Source organism: Isoptericola dokdonensis DS-3 (genome assembly GCF_001636295.1).
GTDB lineage: Bacteria > Actinomycetota > Actinomycetes > Actinomycetales > Cellulomonadaceae > Isoptericola > Isoptericola dokdonensis.
In genome coordinates this window covers 1,096,779-1,113,410 of sequence record NZ_CP014209.1, presented here as the reverse complement: position 1 = coordinate 1,113,410, position 16,632 = coordinate 1,096,779, and the positions used below count along the sequence as shown (strand labels likewise).

14 protein-coding genes are annotated in these 16,632 nt (G+C 74.5%); 12 read left to right on the top strand and 2 right to left on the bottom strand.

The window, feature by feature from the left end:
- Nucleotides 1-26: 26 nt before the first annotated feature.
- The 4 genes from dxr (at nucleotide 27) to I598_RS05270 (ending at nucleotide 4,739) form a co-directional block, all read left to right on the top strand.
- Nucleotides 27-1,196 (top strand): 1-deoxy-D-xylulose-5-phosphate reductoisomerase, encoded by a 1,170-nt coding sequence (gene dxr, locus I598_RS05285; RefSeq protein ID WP_068201909.1) that lies wholly within the window; start codon nucleotides 27-29, stop codon nucleotides 1,194-1,196.
- Between the two features lie 99 nt (nucleotides 1,197-1,295).
- A complete protein-coding gene (locus I598_RS05280) occupies nucleotides 1,296-2,561 on the top strand; it encodes a M50 family metallopeptidase (RefSeq protein WP_083973540.1) in 1,266 nt (421 codons plus the stop codon).
- A 100-nt stretch (nucleotides 2,562-2,661) separates the two neighbouring features.
- Nucleotides 2,662-3,801, top strand: a complete 1,140-nt coding sequence (gene ispG, locus I598_RS05275; RefSeq protein WP_068204968.1) for a flavodoxin-dependent (E)-4-hydroxy-3-methylbut-2-enyl-diphosphate synthase — start codon at nucleotides 2,662-2,664, stop codon at nucleotides 3,799-3,801.
- Between the two features lie 11 nt (nucleotides 3,802-3,812).
- Nucleotides 3,813-4,739 carry a GNAT family N-acetyltransferase gene (locus tag I598_RS05270; RefSeq protein ID WP_232314268.1) on the top strand — a complete coding sequence of 309 codons (927 nt, stop codon included), beginning with the start codon at nucleotides 3,813-3,815 and terminating at the stop codon, nucleotides 4,737-4,739.
- Between the two features lie 21 nt (nucleotides 4,740-4,760).
- On the opposite strand, the gene I598_RS05265 is transcribed toward I598_RS05270, so the two are convergent.
- Nucleotides 4,761-5,690: an Fpg/Nei family DNA glycosylase gene (locus I598_RS05265; RefSeq protein ID WP_068201904.1), complete on the bottom strand. Its 930-nt coding sequence runs from the start codon at nucleotides 5,688-5,690 to the stop codon at nucleotides 4,761-4,763.
- Between the two features lie 116 nt (nucleotides 5,691-5,806).
- Between I598_RS05265 and I598_RS05260 the strand changes: the two genes are divergently transcribed.
- On the top strand, nucleotides 5,807-7,636 hold the full coding sequence (locus I598_RS05260) for a proline--tRNA ligase (RefSeq protein WP_068201902.1): 1,830 nt from the start codon (nucleotides 5,807-5,809) through the stop codon (nucleotides 7,634-7,636).
- A gap of 7 nt (nucleotides 7,637-7,643) precedes the next feature.
- Here I598_RS05260 and I598_RS05255 read toward each other — a convergent pair whose 3' ends face one another.
- Nucleotides 7,644-8,783, bottom strand: a complete 1,140-nt coding sequence (locus I598_RS05255; protein WP_068201900.1) for a DUF4439 domain-containing protein — start codon at nucleotides 8,781-8,783, stop codon at nucleotides 7,644-7,646.
- A 159-nt stretch (nucleotides 8,784-8,942) separates the two neighbouring features.
- On the opposite strand from I598_RS05255, the gene I598_RS05250 reads away from it, so the two are divergent.
- From I598_RS05250 to I598_RS05220, 7 genes are all read left to right on the top strand, one after another.
- Nucleotides 8,943-9,464, top strand: coding sequence for a ribosome maturation factor RimP (locus I598_RS05250; protein ID WP_068201899.1), 522 nt, complete (start codon nucleotides 8,943-8,945; stop codon nucleotides 9,462-9,464).
- A gap of 2 nt (nucleotides 9,465-9,466) precedes the next feature.
- Nucleotides 9,467-10,504 carry a transcription termination factor NusA gene (nusA, locus tag I598_RS05245; RefSeq protein WP_068201896.1) on the top strand — a complete coding sequence of 346 codons (1,038 nt, stop codon included), beginning with the start codon at nucleotides 9,467-9,469 and terminating at the stop codon, nucleotides 10,502-10,504.
- 54 nt (nucleotides 10,505-10,558) lie between these two features.
- Nucleotides 10,559-10,906, top strand: a complete 348-nt coding sequence (locus tag I598_RS17355) for a YlxR family protein (protein ID WP_083972901.1) — start codon at nucleotides 10,559-10,561, stop codon at nucleotides 10,904-10,906.
- Between the two features lie 178 nt (nucleotides 10,907-11,084).
- On the top strand, nucleotides 11,085-13,952 hold the full coding sequence (infB, locus tag I598_RS05235; protein WP_068201892.1) for a translation initiation factor IF-2: 2,868 nt from the start codon (nucleotides 11,085-11,087) through the stop codon (nucleotides 13,950-13,952).
- A gap of 80 nt (nucleotides 13,953-14,032) precedes the next feature.
- Nucleotides 14,033-14,464 (top strand): 30S ribosome-binding factor RbfA, encoded by a 432-nt coding sequence (gene rbfA / locus I598_RS05230; protein WP_068201890.1) that lies wholly within the window; start codon nucleotides 14,033-14,035, stop codon nucleotides 14,462-14,464.
- A gap of 83 nt (nucleotides 14,465-14,547) precedes the next feature.
- Nucleotides 14,548-15,495, top strand: coding sequence for a tRNA pseudouridine(55) synthase TruB (truB, locus tag I598_RS05225; RefSeq protein ID WP_068201889.1), 948 nt, complete (start codon nucleotides 14,548-14,550; stop codon nucleotides 15,493-15,495).
- Nucleotides 15,496-15,580: 85 nt separating this feature from the next.
- A complete protein-coding gene (locus I598_RS05220) occupies nucleotides 15,581-16,567 on the top strand; it encodes a bifunctional riboflavin kinase/FAD synthetase (protein WP_068201887.1) in 987 nt (328 codons plus the stop codon).
- Nucleotides 16,568-16,632 lie beyond the last annotated feature (65 nt).

Below are 16,632 nucleotides of genomic sequence, written 5' to 3'. Positions count from 1 at the left end.
GCGCGGATGCTGCCAGGATGGCGGACATGACGCGCACGGTGACGGTCCTCGGTTCCACCGGCTCCATCGGGACGCAGGCGCTGGAGGTCGTCGCCGCGCACCCGGGGCGGTTCGTCGTGGACGCCCTGGTCGCAGGCTCCGACGTCGCCGTGCTCGCCGAGCAGGCCGCGCGCTTCGGCGTCCGGGTCGTGGGGCTGGCGGACCCGGACGCCGGCCCAGCGCTGCGGGACGCCCTGGCCGCCCGGCTCGGGCCCGCGGCCGCCCGCGTCGAGGTCGTCACCGGTCCGTCCGCGGCCGCCGACCTCGCGGGGCGTGGCAGCGCGGTGGTGCTCAACGGGATCACCGGGTCGGTCGGGCTGCGGCCGACCCTCGCCGCGCTGGCGGCCGGCTCGACCCTGGCGCTGGCGAACAAGGAGTCCCTCGTCGTCGGGGGCGCGCTCGTGCGTGCCGCGGCCCGCGAGGGACAGGTCGTCCCGGTCGACTCCGAGCACTCGGCGATCGCGCAGGCGCTGCGCGGCGGGGCCCGCCACGAGGTGCGCCGGCTCGTCCTCACCGCCTCCGGCGGGCCGTTCCGCGGCCGGACCCGCGCCGAGCTGCGGGACGTGACGCCCGCTCAGGCCCTGGCGCACCCGACCTGGTCGATGGGGCCGGTGGTGACCGTCAACTCCGCGACCCTGATGAACAAGGGGCTAGAGCTGATCGAGGCCCACCTGCTCTTCGACGTCCCCGCGCAGGACGTCACGGTGGTCGTCCACCCGCAGTCCGTCGTGCACTCGATGGTCGAGTTCCGCGACGGCTCCACCCTCGCCCAGGCGTCGCCCCCGGACATGCGGCTGCCCATCGCGCTGGGGCTGTCGTGGCCGGAGCGGCTCGACGCGGTCGTCCCGGGCTGCGACTGGACCCGCGCCGCCACGTGGACGTTCGAGCCGCTCGACGACGACGCCTTCCCGGCCGTCGGCATGGCGCGCGCGGCGCTGGCGGCGTCCGCGACCCATCCCGCGGTGCTCAACGCCGCGAACGAGCAGGCGGTCGCGGCGTTCCTCGCCGGCCGGGCGGGGTTCGCCGCGATCGTCGACGTCGTCGCGCAGGTGCTGGGCGAGCACGAGGGCCTCGCGGCGGACGTCGTGACGGTGGACGTCGTCGAGGACGTCGAGCGGTGGGCCCGCGCGCGGGCGGACGAGCTGCTGGCCCGCTGAGACGGCGCGGGCGGGGCGTCCCGCAACCCTTCACCGCATCTGCGCAGGCGGTCGACCCGACCGGTGCCGGGCGCCCCCGCGGTGTCCTACGCTCGACCCGTGGACATCCTTCCCGCTGTCGTCGGCATCGTCGTGGTCGTGCTGGGCATCCTGGTCTCGATCGCGCTGCACGAGGTCGGGCACATGGTGCCGGCCAAGAAGTTCGGGGTCCGGGTCAGCGAGTACATGGTCGGGTTCGGCCCGACGCTGTGGTCGCGGCGCAAGGGCGAGACCGAGTACGGCCTCAAGGCGATCCCGCTCGGCGGCTACGTCCGGCTCGTGGGGATGATGCCGCCCGCCCCGGCGGGGACGCGGCCGCGCGACGGGTTCTTCTCCCGCATCGTGGCGGACGCGCGGGACGCCAGCGTGAGCGAGATCCGTCCCGGTGAGGAGCACCGCGCCTTCTACCAGCTCTCGACCCCGAAGAAGCTCGTGGTCATGCTCGGCGGCCCGGTGATGAACCTCGTCATCGCCGTGGTGCTGCTGGCGGTGGTGTTCCTGGGCATCGGCATGCCGGCGGCGACCACCACGGTGGAGTCCGTGGGCGACGACTCGGCCGCCGCGTCGGCCGGGATGCTCCCCGGCGACGAGGTGGTCTCCTTCGACGGCGCGCCCGTCGAGGAGTGGACGCAGCTCGTCGGGATGGTCAACGACCGCGCCGGCGAGACGGTCGAGATGGTCGTGGAGCGCGACGGCGAGCAGGTCGCCCTCGAGGTCACGCCGACCCCCGCGGAGCGTCCCCTCACGGACGACCAGGGCTACGCCGTGACGGACGACGCGGGGGAGCCGGTGATGATCGACGGCGCCCTGCTGGGCGTGACGTCCGAGGTCGAGCGGCAGCCCCTGCCGGTGTCCACCGTGCCGGAGGCGGTGTGGCTCCAGGTGTCCGGCACGGCCGAGGCGATCGTCACCCTGCCGGTGCGCGTCTACGACGCCGCCTACCAGGCGTTCACCGACGAGCCGCGCTCGCAGGACTCGGTGATGTCGGTCGTCGGGGTGGGGCGTGCCGCCGTGGACACCGCGGGCGCCGACGACTACACGGTCATCGCCCGCGTGCAGCTCATGCTCATGCTGCTGGCGTCGCTCAACATCGCCCTGTTCATGTTCAATCTCATCCCGCTGCTGCCGCTCGACGGCGGGCACGTGGTGAACGCGCTCTACGAGGGCGCGAAGCGCACGGTGGCCCGGGTGCGCGGTGCCGAACGGCCCGGCCCGGCGGACGTCGCGCGCATGATGCCCGTCGCCTACGTCGTCTTCGTGCTGCTGATCGGGGTGGGTGCCGTCCTCATGGTGGCCGACGTCGTCGATCCCGTCCGGCTGTTCTGATCGTGAAGGACGTGCGACGGCGTGCGCCGATCGGGTGTGCGCGGGTGTGCCACCGGCCACGACGGGCGATACTGGGTCGGTGACGTCCGTGAACCTGGGCATGCCCGCCGCGCCGGCGCCGGTGCTGGCGCCTCGACGACCGACCCGCAGGATCCGCGTCGGTGACGTCGAGGTGGGCGGCGGCGCCCCCGTCAGCGTCCAGTCGATGACGACGACGCCCACGCACGACGTCGACGCCACCCTGCAGCAGATCGCCGAGCTCACGGCCGCCGGCTGCGACATCGTGCGCGTGGCGGTGCCGACGGCGGACGACGCGGCGGCGCTGCCCGCCATCGCCCGCAAGTCGCAGATCCCCGTCGTGGCCGACATCCACTTCCAGCCGCGGTACGTCTTCGCCGCGATCGAGGCCGGCTGCGCGGCGGTACGCGTCAACCCGGGCAACATCCGCAAGTTCGACGACCAGGTCGCCCAGATCGCGCGTGCCGCGTCCGACGCGGGGGTGTCGCTCCGCATCGGCGTCAACGCGGGCTCCCTCGACCCGCGGCTGCTGGAGAAGCACGGCCGGGCCACGCCGGAGGCGCTCGTGGAGTCCGCCGTGTGGGAGGCGTCGCTGTTCGAGGAGCACGACTTCCACGACTTCAAGATCTCCGTGAAGCACAACGACCCCGTGGTGATGGTGCGCGCCTACGAGCTGCTGTCGGAGCGGGGCGACTGGCCGCTGCACCTGGGGGTGACGGAGGCGGGGCCGGCGTTCCAGGGCACGATCAAGTCGGCGACCGCGTTCGGTGCGCTGCTCAGCCAGGGGATCGGCGACACGATCCGGGTGTCGCTGTCGGCGCCGCCGGTCGAGGAGGTCAAGGTCGGGCTGCAGATCCTGCAGGCGCTCAACCTGCGCGAGCGCAAGCTGGAGATCGTGTCGTGCCCGTCGTGCGGGCGCGCCCAGGTGGACGTGTACTCCCTCGCCGAGCGGGTCACGGCGGGCCTGGAGGGGATGGAGGTCCCGTTGCGCGTCGCCGTCATGGGCTGCGTCGTCAACGGGCCCGGCGAGGCGCGCGAGGCGGACCTCGGGGTGGCGTCGGGCAACGGCAAGGGGCAGATCTTCGTCAAGGGCGAGGTGGTGCGCACCGTGCCCGAGTCGATGATCGTGGAGACGCTCATCGACGAGGCGATGCGCCTCGCCGGGTCGATGCCCGCGCCGGACGGCGGTGCGGCCGGAGCGCCCGTCGTCACGGTGTCCTGAAGGGGCGGCGGATGAGCTGGCGACCGACGAGCTGGGGGCACAGGGCGATGCTCGCGGACCAACCCGACGGCGGCGCGGCGCGGGTGCTCGGCGCGACCGACCTGGCGGACGCCCGGCGGGTGTGCGCGTCCGACCCCGTGGCGTCGGTGCTCGCGGCCGCGCGCGTCGAGGTCGCCGCGCGCGCCGGCCTCGCGGCGTCCGGGGGACAGCTGTGGGGGTACCCGCGCACGGGCCCGGTCGAGGCCGTGTGCTGGGCCGGCGCCAACATCGTGCCCGTCGTGCCGTCGTCACTCGGGCGCGCCGAGCGTGACGACGCGGTCGCGTCCTTCGCGGCGGCGGCCCGCCGCCTCGGCCGACGGTCGAGCTCGGTGGTCGGCGAGCAGCAGGTCGTGCTGCGGCTGTGGGAGCTGCTGTCGCGGGTGTGGCCCGCGCCGCGCGAGATCCGTGCGGACCAGCCGTCGCTCGCCATCGACCGTGCGCCCGACGTCGAGCCGGACCCGGGGGTGCGGCTGTCGCGCCCCGACGAGCTCGACCTGGTGCTGCCGGCCTGCGTGCGCATGTTCACCGAGGAGGTCGGCTACTCGCCGCTGAGCGGGGGCGGCGGCGCCTACGCCGCCCGGGTGCGCGGTCTCATCGCGGAGAACCGGTCGTTCGTCCGGCTCGAACCGGACGACCACGACCCCGTGCGGGTCGCGTTCAAGGCCGAGCTGGGCGCGGTCGCGGGCCCGGTGGCGCAGGTCCAGGGCGTGTGGGTCGATCCGGAGCTGCGGGGACGGGGCCTCGCGGCGCCCGGCATGGCGGCGGTGGTGGAGCTCACCCGGCGCCAGGTCGCCCCGGTGGTCTCCCTCTACGTGAACTCGTTCAACGCGCCGGCGCTGGCGACCTACCGACGGGTGGGTTTCGAGCAGGTCGGCACGTTCGCCACGATCCTGTTCTGACAGTGGTGCGCCGGAGCGGCGTCAGCGGACGAGACGGGACAGCCGGCGGTCCGCGAGGGGCTTGCCACCGGTCTGGCAGGTCGGGCAGTACTGGAGCGAGCTGTCGGCGAAGCTGACCTCGCGCACGGTGTCGCCGCAGACCTCGCACGGCTGACCGGTGCGGCCGTGCACCCGCAGGTGCCGGCGCTTGGCGTCCTTCAGCTCGGCGGCGGGCCGCCCGGCCGACACCTCGACGGCCGCCCGCAGCGTGTCGATCACGGCGTCGCGCAACGCGGCGACGTCCGCGTCGGTCATGGACCCGGTGAGCCGGAACGGCGACGTCCGGGCCGCGTGCAGGATCTCGTCCGAGTAGGCGTTGCCGATCCCGGCGACGGCGTGCTGGTCCCGCAGCAGACCCTTGACCTGCTGGTTCCGGGCCCGCACGAGCGCGCGCCAGGCCTCCGGGGTGAACGCCGGGGACAGCGGGTCCACGCCGAGCGTGCGCACCTGCTCGACGTCGTCGGGCTCGCGCACCACGTGCACCGCGAGGCGCTTGCGCGTGCCCGCCTCCGTGACGTCGAAGCCGGAACCGTCGTCGAGACGCACGCGCAGGGCGAGCGTCGCCGCACGGCCGCCGCCGCTGCCGCCGAGCCGGGGCCGCACCGGTGTCGTGGGCGCCCGGTCCGACCAGCGCACCCAGCCTCCGCGCGAGAGGTGGAGCACCAGGTGCAGGACGTCGTCTCCGGACCGGTCGGGCCCCGTGTGCCCGGCGCCGTCCGCGGCGAGGGCGAGGTCCAGCCACTTACCGTGCCGGGCCGCCCCGACGACCGTCCGCCCGACGAGCGCCTGCACGGGCGGGTCGTACGTCTTGAGCGCGGCGATCTGCGCGACGTCGGCGGCGACGACGCGGTGTCCGCCGGTGCGCTCGCCGAGGAACCGCACCAGCGCCTCGACCTCGGGGAGCTCGGGCACCGTCCCATCCTCGCGTCCGCGTCCCGGCGGCGCACCCCGACCGTGGCTCGTCGGGGCGACCGACCTCCGCCGGGGAGCGTCCGGGTGCCGTGCCCTGCGCGGCTAGGCTGTGCGTCATGTCGATCGTGCCCCCCCGCAGCGGCGAGCTGCTGCGGCTCTCCTCCCTGTTCGTCCGCACCCTGCGCGAGGACCCGGCCGACGCCGAGGTCGCGAGCCACAAGCTGCTGGTGCGCGCCGGCTACATCCGCCGCGCCGCGCCGGGCGTCTACTCGTGGCTTCCGCTCGGCCTGCGGGTGCTGGCCAAGGTGGAGCAGGTGGTGCGCGAGGAGATGGCCGCGATCGGCGCCCAGGAGGTGCACTTCCCGGCGCTGCTGCCCAGGGAGCCCTACGAGGCGACAGGGCGCTGGGCGGAGTACGGGCCCAACATCTTCCGTCTGAAGGACCGCAAGGACGGCGACTACCTGCTCGCCCCCACGCACGAGGAGATGTTCACCCTCCTGGTCAAGGACCTGTACTCGTCGTACAAGGACCTCCCCGTCGCGCTCTACCAGATCCAGACGAAGTACCGGGACGAGGCGCGGCCCCGCGCGGGCCTGATCCGCGGTCGCGAGTTCATCATGAAGGACGCCTACTCCTTCGACCTCGACGACGCCGGGCTGGCCGCCGCCTACGAGAAGCAGCGCGGTGCCTACCAGCGGATCTTCGACCGCCTGGGCCTGGAGTACGTCATCGTCTCGGCCACGTCCGGGGCGATGGGCGGCTCGCGCTCCGAGGAGTTCCTCTCCCCGTCGCCGATCGGCGAGGACACCTTCGTCCGGTCCGCCGGGGGCTACGCGGCGAACGTCGAGGCCGTCGTCACCCCGGTGCCCGACGCGCTGCCGTACGACGACGCGCCTGCCGCCCACGTCGAGGACACCCCGGACACCCCGACGATCGACAGCCTGGTCGCGTGCGCGAACGCCGACCACCCCCGCGCGGACCGGGCCTGGACGGGCGCGGACACGCTGAAGAACGTCGTCCTGGCCGTCAAGCAGCCCGACGGCAGCCGCGAGCTGCTCGTCGTCGGGCTGCCCGGCGACCGCGAGGTCGACGTCAAGCGGCTCGAGGCGGCCCTCGCCCCGGCCGAGGCCGAGCCCGCGACCGAGGCGGACTTCGCCGCGCACCCCGAGCTCGTCAAGGGGTACATCGGACCGGGCGTGCTCGGCCCGCAGGGTGCGCAGGTCACCGACGAGGCGGGGGAGACCCGGTCGGCGATCCGCTACCTCCTCGACCCCCGGGTCGTCCCCGGCACGCGCTGGATCACCGGGGCGGACACGCCGGGCCGGCACGTCTTCGACCTCGTCGCCGGTCGTGACTTCACGGGCGACGGCACGATCGAGGCGGCCGAGGTCCGCGCCGGCGACCTCGCCCCCGACGGTTCCGGCCCGCTCGAGCTCGCGCGCGGCATCGAGATCGGCCACATCTTCCAGCTCGGCCGCAAGTACGCCGAGGCGCTCGAGCTCAAGGTCCTCGACCCCAACGGCAAGCAGGCCGTCGTGACGATGGGTTCCTACGGCATCGGCGTCACGCGCGTGCTCGCCGCGCTCGCCGAGGCCAACCATGACGACCGTGGCCTCGCCTGGCCCGCCCACGTCGCCCCCGCCCACGTGCACGTCGTCGCGACGGGCAAGGGCGCCGAGGTGTTCGAGGCGGCCGAGCAGATCGCCGCGGGCCTCGTCGCCGAGGGTGTGGAGGTCGTCTACGACGACCGCCCCAAGGTGTCCCCGGGCGTGAAGTTCGCGGACGCGGAGCTGTTCGGCGTGCCGCTGCTGCTCGTCGTGGGCCGGGGTCTCGCCGACGGCGTGGTGGAGCTGCGCCCGCGCGCCGGCGAGGCCGTCCAGGTCCCGGTGGGCGAGGTCGTCGCCACCGCCACCGAGCGGGTGCGGGCGCTGCTCGGCGGCTCCTGAGGGGTGCTCAGTCCCCGGCCTGCTCCGGCAGGCCGGGGAACGGCACCGGCTCGGCGCCCCAGGCGTCCTGGGTGAGGGCGGACTCCACCAGGAGGTCCACCAGGACGGTGCGGGTCCCCGCCGCGGTCGTCGCCACGAGGCTCGCGTAGGTGGTGCCGAGGTCGCCCTCGACCCGACGGACGAGCGCACCGTCCTTCGTCCCGCGCGGCACCGTGTAGGCGACCTGCCGGGGGTCGTCGGCGGTGGCGCCGGTGCCGGCGACGACGGCCCAGTCCCGCGCCCGGGCGCTGTGCTCGTCGGCGCGGTCCGCCAGCCGGTCCCGGGCGTCGCCGTCGCGCAGCGCGGCCCGGATCTGCAGGGCGTACCCGACCGAGTCCTCCGACTCCACCAGCACCCGCAGGTCCTCGGCCGTCAGGCCGGTGGGCAGCACGGTCGGCTCGCCGGAGTCGGGGGCCGTGCTGGACACCACGTCCTCGGTCGGCTCGTCCTCCGGCTCGCCCTCGTCCTCGGCGGTCGCCGCCGTGAGCGCCCCGGCGGCCCCGGCGGCGTCCGGCGAGCCCGACCCCGCCGTCTCCGGGACGGGCCGGGGCTCCGGCACGACGGGCTCGACCGGGTCCGGGGCACCGGCGCTGGTGAAGTCGCCGACACGGGCCGCGGAGACCGCCTGGGCGGCCCCCACCGACGCCAGGAGGCGGGCCAGCGGCCCGTCCACCGTGGTCCCGGCCGCGATGCGGCTCCGGCCCGACGCCTCGACGAGCGCCGTGACGACGTCCGTCGGATCGACCGGGGCCTCGCTCGGCTCCGGCGACCCCGTGACGGGTGCCTGCACCTCGAGACCGGACTCGTAGCGCCCGCCGAGCTCGTCGGCCTGCTCCCGGGAGTCCTGCGCGACGCGTTCCAGCTCGGCGGTCAGGCGGGCGCGCCGACCGTCGAGCGCGGCCACCGCGGCGTCCGCCTGGTCGGCGACGTACAGGGCGTCCGACACGGCGGTGCGGCGCACGATCTCCAGGGCGTCCGGCACGGGTTCGGCGGGCGGCGGCGTCTCGAGCCGCAGCCCGCACCCGGACAGCAGCAGGGCGAGCAGGGCGGCACCCAGCGCGGCGCCGCGTCGACGGCGAGCCCGGGCGGGGGAGCGGTGCGGATCCATCGTGGCTGATCTTGCCACGTCCGGGTGTGACGTTCCTCCACCCGCGGGGACGCGTCGTTCGGCACGCGGGCCCGGCGGGGTTCGTTACCCTGGACGACACACAACGACACACCGGCCGCGGGACGTCCCGGCGCGGGGAGAGACCCACGGGAGGCAGCGATGGCAGCAGGGCGGAGCCAGGCCGCGGACGAGCGGGTGCGGGCGGTCGTCGCGCCGGCGGTGGACGCCGCGGGCCTGTACCTCGAGGACGTCCGGCTGGTCCGGACGGGCAGCACCACGGTGGTGCGGGTGACGGTGGACCTCGACGAGGACGTCGTCGGCTCGCTGGACTCGGACACCCTCGGCGAGGTCTCGAAGGCGGTCTCGTCCGCCCTCGACGACACGGACGCGGTGGCCGGTGCGTACACCCTCGAGGTCTCGACCCCCGGGGCGACCCGACCGCTGACGGAGCCGCGGCACTTCCGCCGCGCCCGGACGCGGCTGGTGAAGCTGGTCCTCGACGACGGCTCGACGGCCGAGGGCCGCCTGGTCGACGTCGTCGACACCGCGGACGGTCCGGCGGCAGTGCTGGAGGACGGCCCGCAGGTGCCGGTGTCGCGGGTGCGCAAGGGCAAGGTCGAGGTCGAGCTGCGCAGGCTCGAGGACGAGGCGGACGACACCGCCGACGGCGAGGAGGGCTGACGATGGACATCGACATGAGCACGCTGAGGCTGCTGGAGCGCGAGAAGGAGATCAGCCTGGACGTCCTGGTCGAGGCCATCGAGCAGGCGCTGCTCTCGGCCTACCACCGGACCCCGGACGCCTACACGAGCGCACGGGTGGACGTCGACCGCCGGTCGGGGCACGTCACGGTGTGGGCGCGTGAGCAGATCCGTACGCCGGACCCCGAGGACCCGGAGGGCCGGGACAGCGTGGAGCTCGGCCCCGAGTTCGACCACACCCCCGCGAACTTCGGCCGCATCGCGACGGCGACCGCACGCCAGGTGATCGTCCAGCGTCTGCGCGACGCGGAGGACGACCAGGTGCTCGGGCTGTTCCGCGGCAAGGAGGGCGAGGTCCTCGCCGGCGTCATCCAGCAGGGCCGCGACCCGCGCGTGGTGCTGGTGGACGTCGGCGGCACCGAGGCGGTGCTGCCGCCGCACGAGCAGGTGCCGGGCGAGGAGTACGTGCACGGCGAGCGCCTGCGCGCCTACGTCGTCGAGGTCGCCCGCGGCGCCAAGGGCGCCCAGGTGACGCTGAGCCGCACCCACCCCGGCCTGGTGCGCAAGCTGTTCGAGCTCGAGGTCCCGGAGGTCGCGGACGGCTCGGTGGAGATCACCGCCGTGGCGCGCGAGGCCGGGCACCGCACCAAGGTCGCGGTCCGTTCGCACGTGAGCGGTCTGAACGCCAAGGGCGCGTGCATCGGGCCGATGGGCGCGCGCGTGCGTGCCGTGATGGCCGAGCTGCACGGGGAGAAGATCGACATCGTCGACCACAGCGACGACCCGGCGCAGTTCGTCGGCCACGCGCTGTCCCCGGCACGGGTGAGCTCGGTCACGGTCGTGGACGCCGACGCGCGGGCCGCCCGTGCGATCGTCCCCGACTACCAGCTCTCGCTCGCGATCGGCAAGGAGGGGCAGAACGCCCGCCTCGCCGCGAAGCTGACGGGCTGGCGCATCGACATCCGGTCGGACGAGGCGCCGGGCGGCGACGAGGCCGGCACGCCCGACGACGCCGCCTGAGACCGCCGGGAGGGTCGAGTTTGCCCGATTTTGGTCGAGTATTGGTCGAGTGCCGTGAACAGGCGCGCTAGACTGCAGGGGACCGGGTCGCGAACCCTGGACTCCGTGCGCTCACGCACCACCACCCCGTCCCCGACGGGACCGGTGCGGACCTGCGTCGGTTGCCGGGCCCGCGACCTGCGGTCGGAGCTCCTGAGGCTGGTGCTCCCGACGTCGGGCGACCGTTCAGCGGTCGTCGTGGACGTCCGGGGGACCCTGCCGGGGCGGGGAGCATGGATCCATCCGGTCCCCGCCTGCCTGGACCTCGCCGAGCGTCGGCGGGCCGTCGGACGTGCGCTGCGCGCCGATGGCCCCGTGAGCCTGACGCGGGTGCGGGATCATCTGGAGGGTCAGGACCGTTGAGACTTGGTCGGCGTGAGCCGACCGCCGTCGCGACCGGACGCCAACGTCCGGCCGCACCTGAGTTACGTCGACAAGGAAGCGGGTCAGAAGCCGATGGGCACCCGATGAGTCCCCAGCGATGAGTACTCGGTACTAACGACGGTCCTGCCTGTCCCGGTAGGGCCGAGACAGGAGAGATGTGGCGAAGATCCGCGTCCACGAGCTGGCGAAGCAGCTCGGTGTGGAGAGCAAGACCCTGCTGGCCGAGCTGAAGGAGGCAGGCGAGTTCGTCCGTTCGGCGTCCTCGACCCTCGAGGCTCCGGTCGAGCGCATGATGCGCGACCGCGTCCAGGCGGGCGGCGCCTCCGGCGAGAAGTCGAAGTCGGCTGCCAAGCCGGCGCCGAAGGCCGCTCCGGCGAGGCCGCAGTCCGCGGCCCCGGCGCCCGGCCCCCGGTCGACCCCCGCGCCCCAGGCCCCGGCGGCGGAGAAGGCCCCGGCCGCCGAGCAGTCCCCCGCGGCCGAGCAGTCCCCCGCGCCCGAGAAGAGCGCTCCGGCCGCCCCCGCGCAGCCGGCCCCCGCGCAGTCCGCGGCCCCGAAGCCGGGCGGCGCTCCCAAGCCGGCGGCCGCTTCCGCGGCCCCGAAGCCGGGCGCCAAGCCCGGGCAGCAGCGTCAGGGCGGCCGTGAGTCGCGCCCCGGCCGTGAGCCGCGTCCGGGCAACAACCCGTACGCCTCGCAGCAGGGGATGCAGCGTTCCCCGCGTCCGGGCAACAACCCGTACGCGTCCAACCAGGGCATGCCGCGCCAGCAGCGCGGCGAGGGCGGCCAGCCGGCCGCCGAGCGTCCGGGCGGTCCTCGTCCCGGCGGTCCCCGTCCCGCCGCGGCGGCCCCTCGTCCCGGCGGTCCGCGCCCGAACCCCGGCATGATGCCGGGCCGCACGAGCATGCCCCGTCCGGGTGACCGCCCGGCTCCGGGCGCGCGCGGTGGCGGCGGCGGTGGCGGTCGTGGCCGTCCGGGTGGTCCCGGTGGTCGTCCCGGCGGCGGCGGTGCCCCCGCCGGCGGCGGCGCGCGTCCCGGCGGTGCACCGGCCGGTGGCGGCGGTTTCCGCGGTCGCGGTGGTGCCGGTCGTGGCAGCACGCAGGGTGCTTTCGGTCGTGCGGGCGGTCGTCCCGTCCGCGGCCGCAAGTCGAAGCGGGCGAAGCGCCAGGAGTTCGAGCAGATGCAGGCGCCGTCGCTGGGTGGCGTCACCGTCCCCCGCGGCAACGGCCAGACGGTCGTCCGGCTGCGTCACGGCTCCTCGCTCAACGACTTCGCCGACAAGATCGACGCCAACCCGGCGTCGCTCGTGACCGTCCTGTTCCACCTGGGCGAGATGGCGACCGCCACGCAGTCGCTCGACGAGGACACGTTCGCGGCCCTCGGCGCCGAGCTCGGCTACGTCATCGAGATGGTCTCGGCCGAGGAGGAGGACCGCGAGCTGCTCGGGTCCTTCGACATCGACCTGGAGGCCGAGGAGGCCGACGAGTCCGACGAGGACCTCGTGGCGCGGCCGCCGGTCGTGACCGTCATGGGTCACGTCGACCACGGTAAGACGAAGCTCCTCGACGCGATCCGGTCCACCGACGTGGTGGCCGGGGAGGCCGGTGGCATCACCCAGCACATCGGTGCGTACCAGGTGCACGCCGAGCACGAGGGCCTCGACCGGGCGATCACGTTCATCGACACCCCGGGTCACGAGGCGTTCACCGCCATGCGTGCCCGTGGTGCGCAGGTCACGGACATCGCGATCCTCGTGGTGGCCGCCGACGACGGCGTGATGCCGCAGACCATCGAGGCGCTCAACCACGCGCAGGCGGCCGGCGTGCCGATCGTCGTCGCGGTGAACAAGGTGGACAAGGAGGGGGCCAACCCCGCCAAGATCCGCCAGCAGCTCACCGAGTACAACCTGGTGGCCGAGGAGTACGGCGGCGACACGATGTTCGTCGACGTCTCCGCGCTGCGCCGCATGGGCATCGCCGAGCTCCTCGAGGCCGTCCTGCTCACGGCGGACGCGGCCCTCGACCTGCGGGCCAACGCGGACAAGGACGCACGCGGTGTCGCCATCGAGGCGCACCTCGACAAGGGTCGCGGCTCGGTCGCGACCGTCCTGGTCCAGTCCGGCACCCTGCACGTCGGCGACGCGATCGTCGCCGGCACGGCCCACGGCCGTGTCCGCGCCATGCTCGACGAGCACGGCGAGACGCTCACCGAGGCGGGCCCCGCCCGTCCGGTGCAGGTCCTCGGTCTGTCCTCGGTGCCCGGCGCCGGCGACAACTTCCTGGTGGCGCCCGACGAGCGCACCGCCCGGCAGATCGCCGAGAAGCGTCAGGCCGCCGAGCGTGCCGCCCTCCTGGCGAAGCGCCGCAAGCGCATCAGCCTCGAGGACTTCACCAAGGCGCTCGAGCAGGGCAAGGTCGAGACCCTCAACCTGGTCCTCAAGGGCGACGTGTCGGGTGCCGTCGAGGCGCTCGAGGACGCGCTGCTCAAGATCGACGTGGGCGACGAGGTCCAGCTGCGGGTCATCCACCGCGGCGTCGGCTCGATCACCCAGAACGACGTCAACCTGGCCACGGTCGACAACGCCGTGATCCTGGGCTTCAACGTGAAGTTCGGTCCGCGCGTCGAGGACCTGGCGGAGCGCGAGGGCGTCGACGTCAAGTTCTACTCGGTCATCTACCAGGCGATCGACGACATCGAGGCGGCCCTCAAGGGCATGCTCAAGCCGGAGTACGAGGAGGCGCAGCTCGGTACCGCCGAGATCCGCCAGGTCTTCCGGTCCTCGAAGTTCGGCAACATCGCCGGTTCGATCATCCGCTCGGGCACGATCCGACGGAACAGCAAGGCGCGGGTCCTGCGCAACGGCAAGGTCGTCGGGGACAACCTCACGATCGAGTCGCTGCGTCGCGAGAAGGACGACGTCACCGAGGTCCGCGAGGGCTTCGAGTGCGGTATCGGTCTCGGGTCGTTCAACGACGTCACCGAGGGCGACATCATCGAGACCTTCGAGATGCGCGAGATCCCGCGTTCCTGAGAAGGTCAGGGCGACGACGGCGCCCGGCCCGGCCGCAGCGGTCGGGCCGGGCGCCGTCGGCGTGAGGAGAAGGAGGAGCGATGAACGAGAACCCGCGAGCACGCAAGCTCGCCGACCGCATCAAGGAGATCGTCGCGAGCATGCTCGACACGCGGATCAAGGACCCGCGTCTCGGCTTCCTCACGGTGACGGACGTGCGGGTGACCGGCGACCTGCAGCAGGCGTCGGTGTTCTACACGGTGTACGGCGACGACGAGGAGCGGGCGGGCACCGCCGCGGCGCTGGAGAGCGCCAAGGGCGTGATCCGGTCCGAGGTCGGCAAGCAGACGGGGATCCGGCTGACGCCGAGCATCGAGTTCCACCTGGACTCGGTGCCGGACACCGCCGCCCACCTCGACGCGGCGCTGATCGAGGCCCGTCGTCGGGACGCCGAGCTGGCCGCCCTGCGCGAGGGCAAGCAGTTCGCCGGTGACGCCGACCCGTACCGGGCCGACGACGACGACGAGTCCTGACCGACCCTCCCGGAGCCCGGGGTCCACGGCACGCCTCGGCGGCCTGGACCCCGGGCTCCGGGGTGCCCGAGAGGAGCGGCCCGATGGCCGAGCAACGCGGTGAGCGCCGCCCGACGGCAGCCGACGGCCTGCTGGTCGTCGACAAGCCGTCCGGCTGGACGAGCCACGACGTCGTCGCGCGGTGCCGGCGCCTGGCGGGGACCCGCAAGGTGGGGCACGCGGGCACGCTGGACCCGATGGCCACGGGTGTCCTCGTGGTCGGGGTGGGGCGGGCGACGAGGCTGCTGACGTACGTCGTCGGGGCCGACAAGGCGTACGACGCGACGATCCGGCTCGGCGTGAGCACGACGACGGACGACGCCGAGGGCGAGGTCGTCACGGCGGCGGGCGTGGGTGCGGGGGTCGACGCCGCCGCGCTGCACCGCGAGGTCGCCGTCCTCACGGGTGACCTCCTGCAGGTGCCGACGACGGTCAGCGCGATCAAGGTCGACGGGAAGCGTGCGTACGCGCGTGCCCGGGCCGGCGAGGAGGTCGAGCTGGCGGCACGACCGGTGACGGTGAGCACGTTCGACGTGCTCGACGTCCGGGAGGCGTCGGCCGACGGGCTGCCGGTGCTCGACGTGGACGTGCACGTCGTGGTGTCGTCCGGCACGTACGTGCGGGCGCTGGCCCGCGACCTGGGCGCCGCGCTCGGCGTCGGCGGGCACCTGACGGCGCTGCGGCGCACCCGGGTGGGCGGCTTCGACCTCGCGGGCGCGCGCACCCTCGACGAGCTCGCCGCGCAGGCCGACGCCGACGGGACGTTGGCGACGCTGCCGCCGGCGGACGCCGCGCGGGTGACGTTCCCGGTGCGCGAGCTGACGGAGCCGGAGGCCCGGGCGCTCGGCTACGGCCAGTGGGTGCCGGCGTCCGGCACGGCCGGGACGGTCGCCGGGATCGGGCCGGACGGCACGCTCGTGGCGCTCCTGGAGGACGCGACGCGACGCGGCGAGCACCTGGCGCGACCCGTGCTGGTGCTGGCACCGGCCTGACGACGTCGGTGGTCGCCCCGACCCGGGGCTATCCTGGACGGTCGGCGCCGGACGTGGCGTACCCCGAGCGGAGGAGCACGAACCGGTGCAGGTGTTCACGGACATCGACGAGGTCCCCGACGGCTACGGCCCGTCCGTGGTGACGATCGGCAACTTCGACGGCGTCCACCGCGGCCACCAGACGGTGCTGGGCCGCCTCGTGCGTCTCGCCCGGGCCGACGGCCGCACGGCCGTCGCGGTGACGTTCGACCCGCACCCGGCCACCGTGCACCGGCCCGGGGCCGCGCCGGAGCTCCTCACCGGTCTCACGGACCGCCTGGAGCTCATGGCCGCGACCGGCCTCGACGCCGTCCTGGTGGTGCCCTACTCGCTCGACTTCGCCGCGCAGACCCCCCGCGAGTTCGTCACGAGCTATCTCACGGGAGCGCTGGGCGCCCGCAGCGTCGTCGTCGGCCACGACGTGCGGTTCGGGCGGGACAACGCCGGGGACCTCGCGACGATGGTCGAGCTCGGCGGTGAGCACGGCTTCGAGGTCGTGGCGATCGACGACGAGGGCGAGTGCCTGCCCACGGCGGACGGCGCGGGGCAGCGCTGGTCCAGCTCCGCGGCACGCGCGCTGCTCGCCGAGGGCGACGTCGCCCAGGCGGCCGACGTCCTGGGCCGCCGGCACCGCGTGCGCGGCACCGTCGTCCACGGCGACGCGCGCGGCCGCGAGCTCGGCTTCCCGACGGCGAACCTGGGCGCGATCGCGGGGATGGTCCCCGCCAACGGCGTGTACGCGGGCTGGCTGGTGCGTCCGGAGCTGGGCGCCGCGGACGCCGCGCACCCGGACGTGCGGCTGCCGGCGGCGATCTCCATCGGCACCAACCCCACGTTCGACGGGGTCGAGCGGCGCGTCGAGGCGTACGTGCTGGACCGCAGCGACCTCGACCTCTACGACGAGGAGGTCGTGCTGGAGCTGGTCGAGCACCTGCGACCCACGCTGCGGTTCGACGGCGTGGAGCCCCTGGTGGCGCAGATGCACGACGACGTCGCCCGGGCCCGCCGGATCCTGGCCGCCGACGTCGGCTGAGACGACCCGGTGGGCCGGGTGCCGGGAGCGACACGCCCGCACCGGCGACACGCCGTGCGGGTGAA

Excerpts from the sequence above, each read along its gene's own strand:
- nusA (WP_068201896.1), top strand. The coding sequence starts at position 9,467 with ATGGACATCGACATGAGCACGCTGAGGCTGCTGGAGCGCGAGAAGGAG.
- ispG (WP_068204968.1), top strand. The coding sequence starts at position 2,662 with ATGCCCGCCGCGCCGGCGCCGGTGCTGGCGCCTCGACGACCGACCCGC.
- dxr (WP_068201909.1), top strand. The coding sequence starts at position 27 with ATGACGCGCACGGTGACGGTCCTCGGTTCCACCGGCTCCATCGGGACG.
- rbfA (WP_068201890.1), top strand. The coding sequence starts at position 14,033 with ATGAACGAGAACCCGCGAGCACGCAAGCTCGCCGACCGCATCAAGGAG.
- I598_RS05250 (WP_068201899.1), top strand. The coding sequence starts at position 8,943 with ATGGCAGCAGGGCGGAGCCAGGCCGCGGACGAGCGGGTGCGGGCGGTC.
- truB (WP_068201889.1), top strand. The coding sequence starts at position 14,548 with ATGGCCGAGCAACGCGGTGAGCGCCGCCCGACGGCAGCCGACGGCCTG.
- I598_RS05255 (WP_068201900.1), bottom strand. The coding sequence starts at position 8,783 with ATGGATCCGCACCGCTCCCCCGCCCGGGCTCGCCGTCGACGCGGCGCC.
- I598_RS05270 (WP_232314268.1), top strand. The coding sequence starts at position 3,813 with ATGAGCTGGCGACCGACGAGCTGGGGGCACAGGGCGATGCTCGCGGAC.
- I598_RS05260 (WP_068201902.1), top strand. The coding sequence starts at position 5,807 with ATGTCGATCGTGCCCCCCCGCAGCGGCGAGCTGCTGCGGCTCTCCTCC.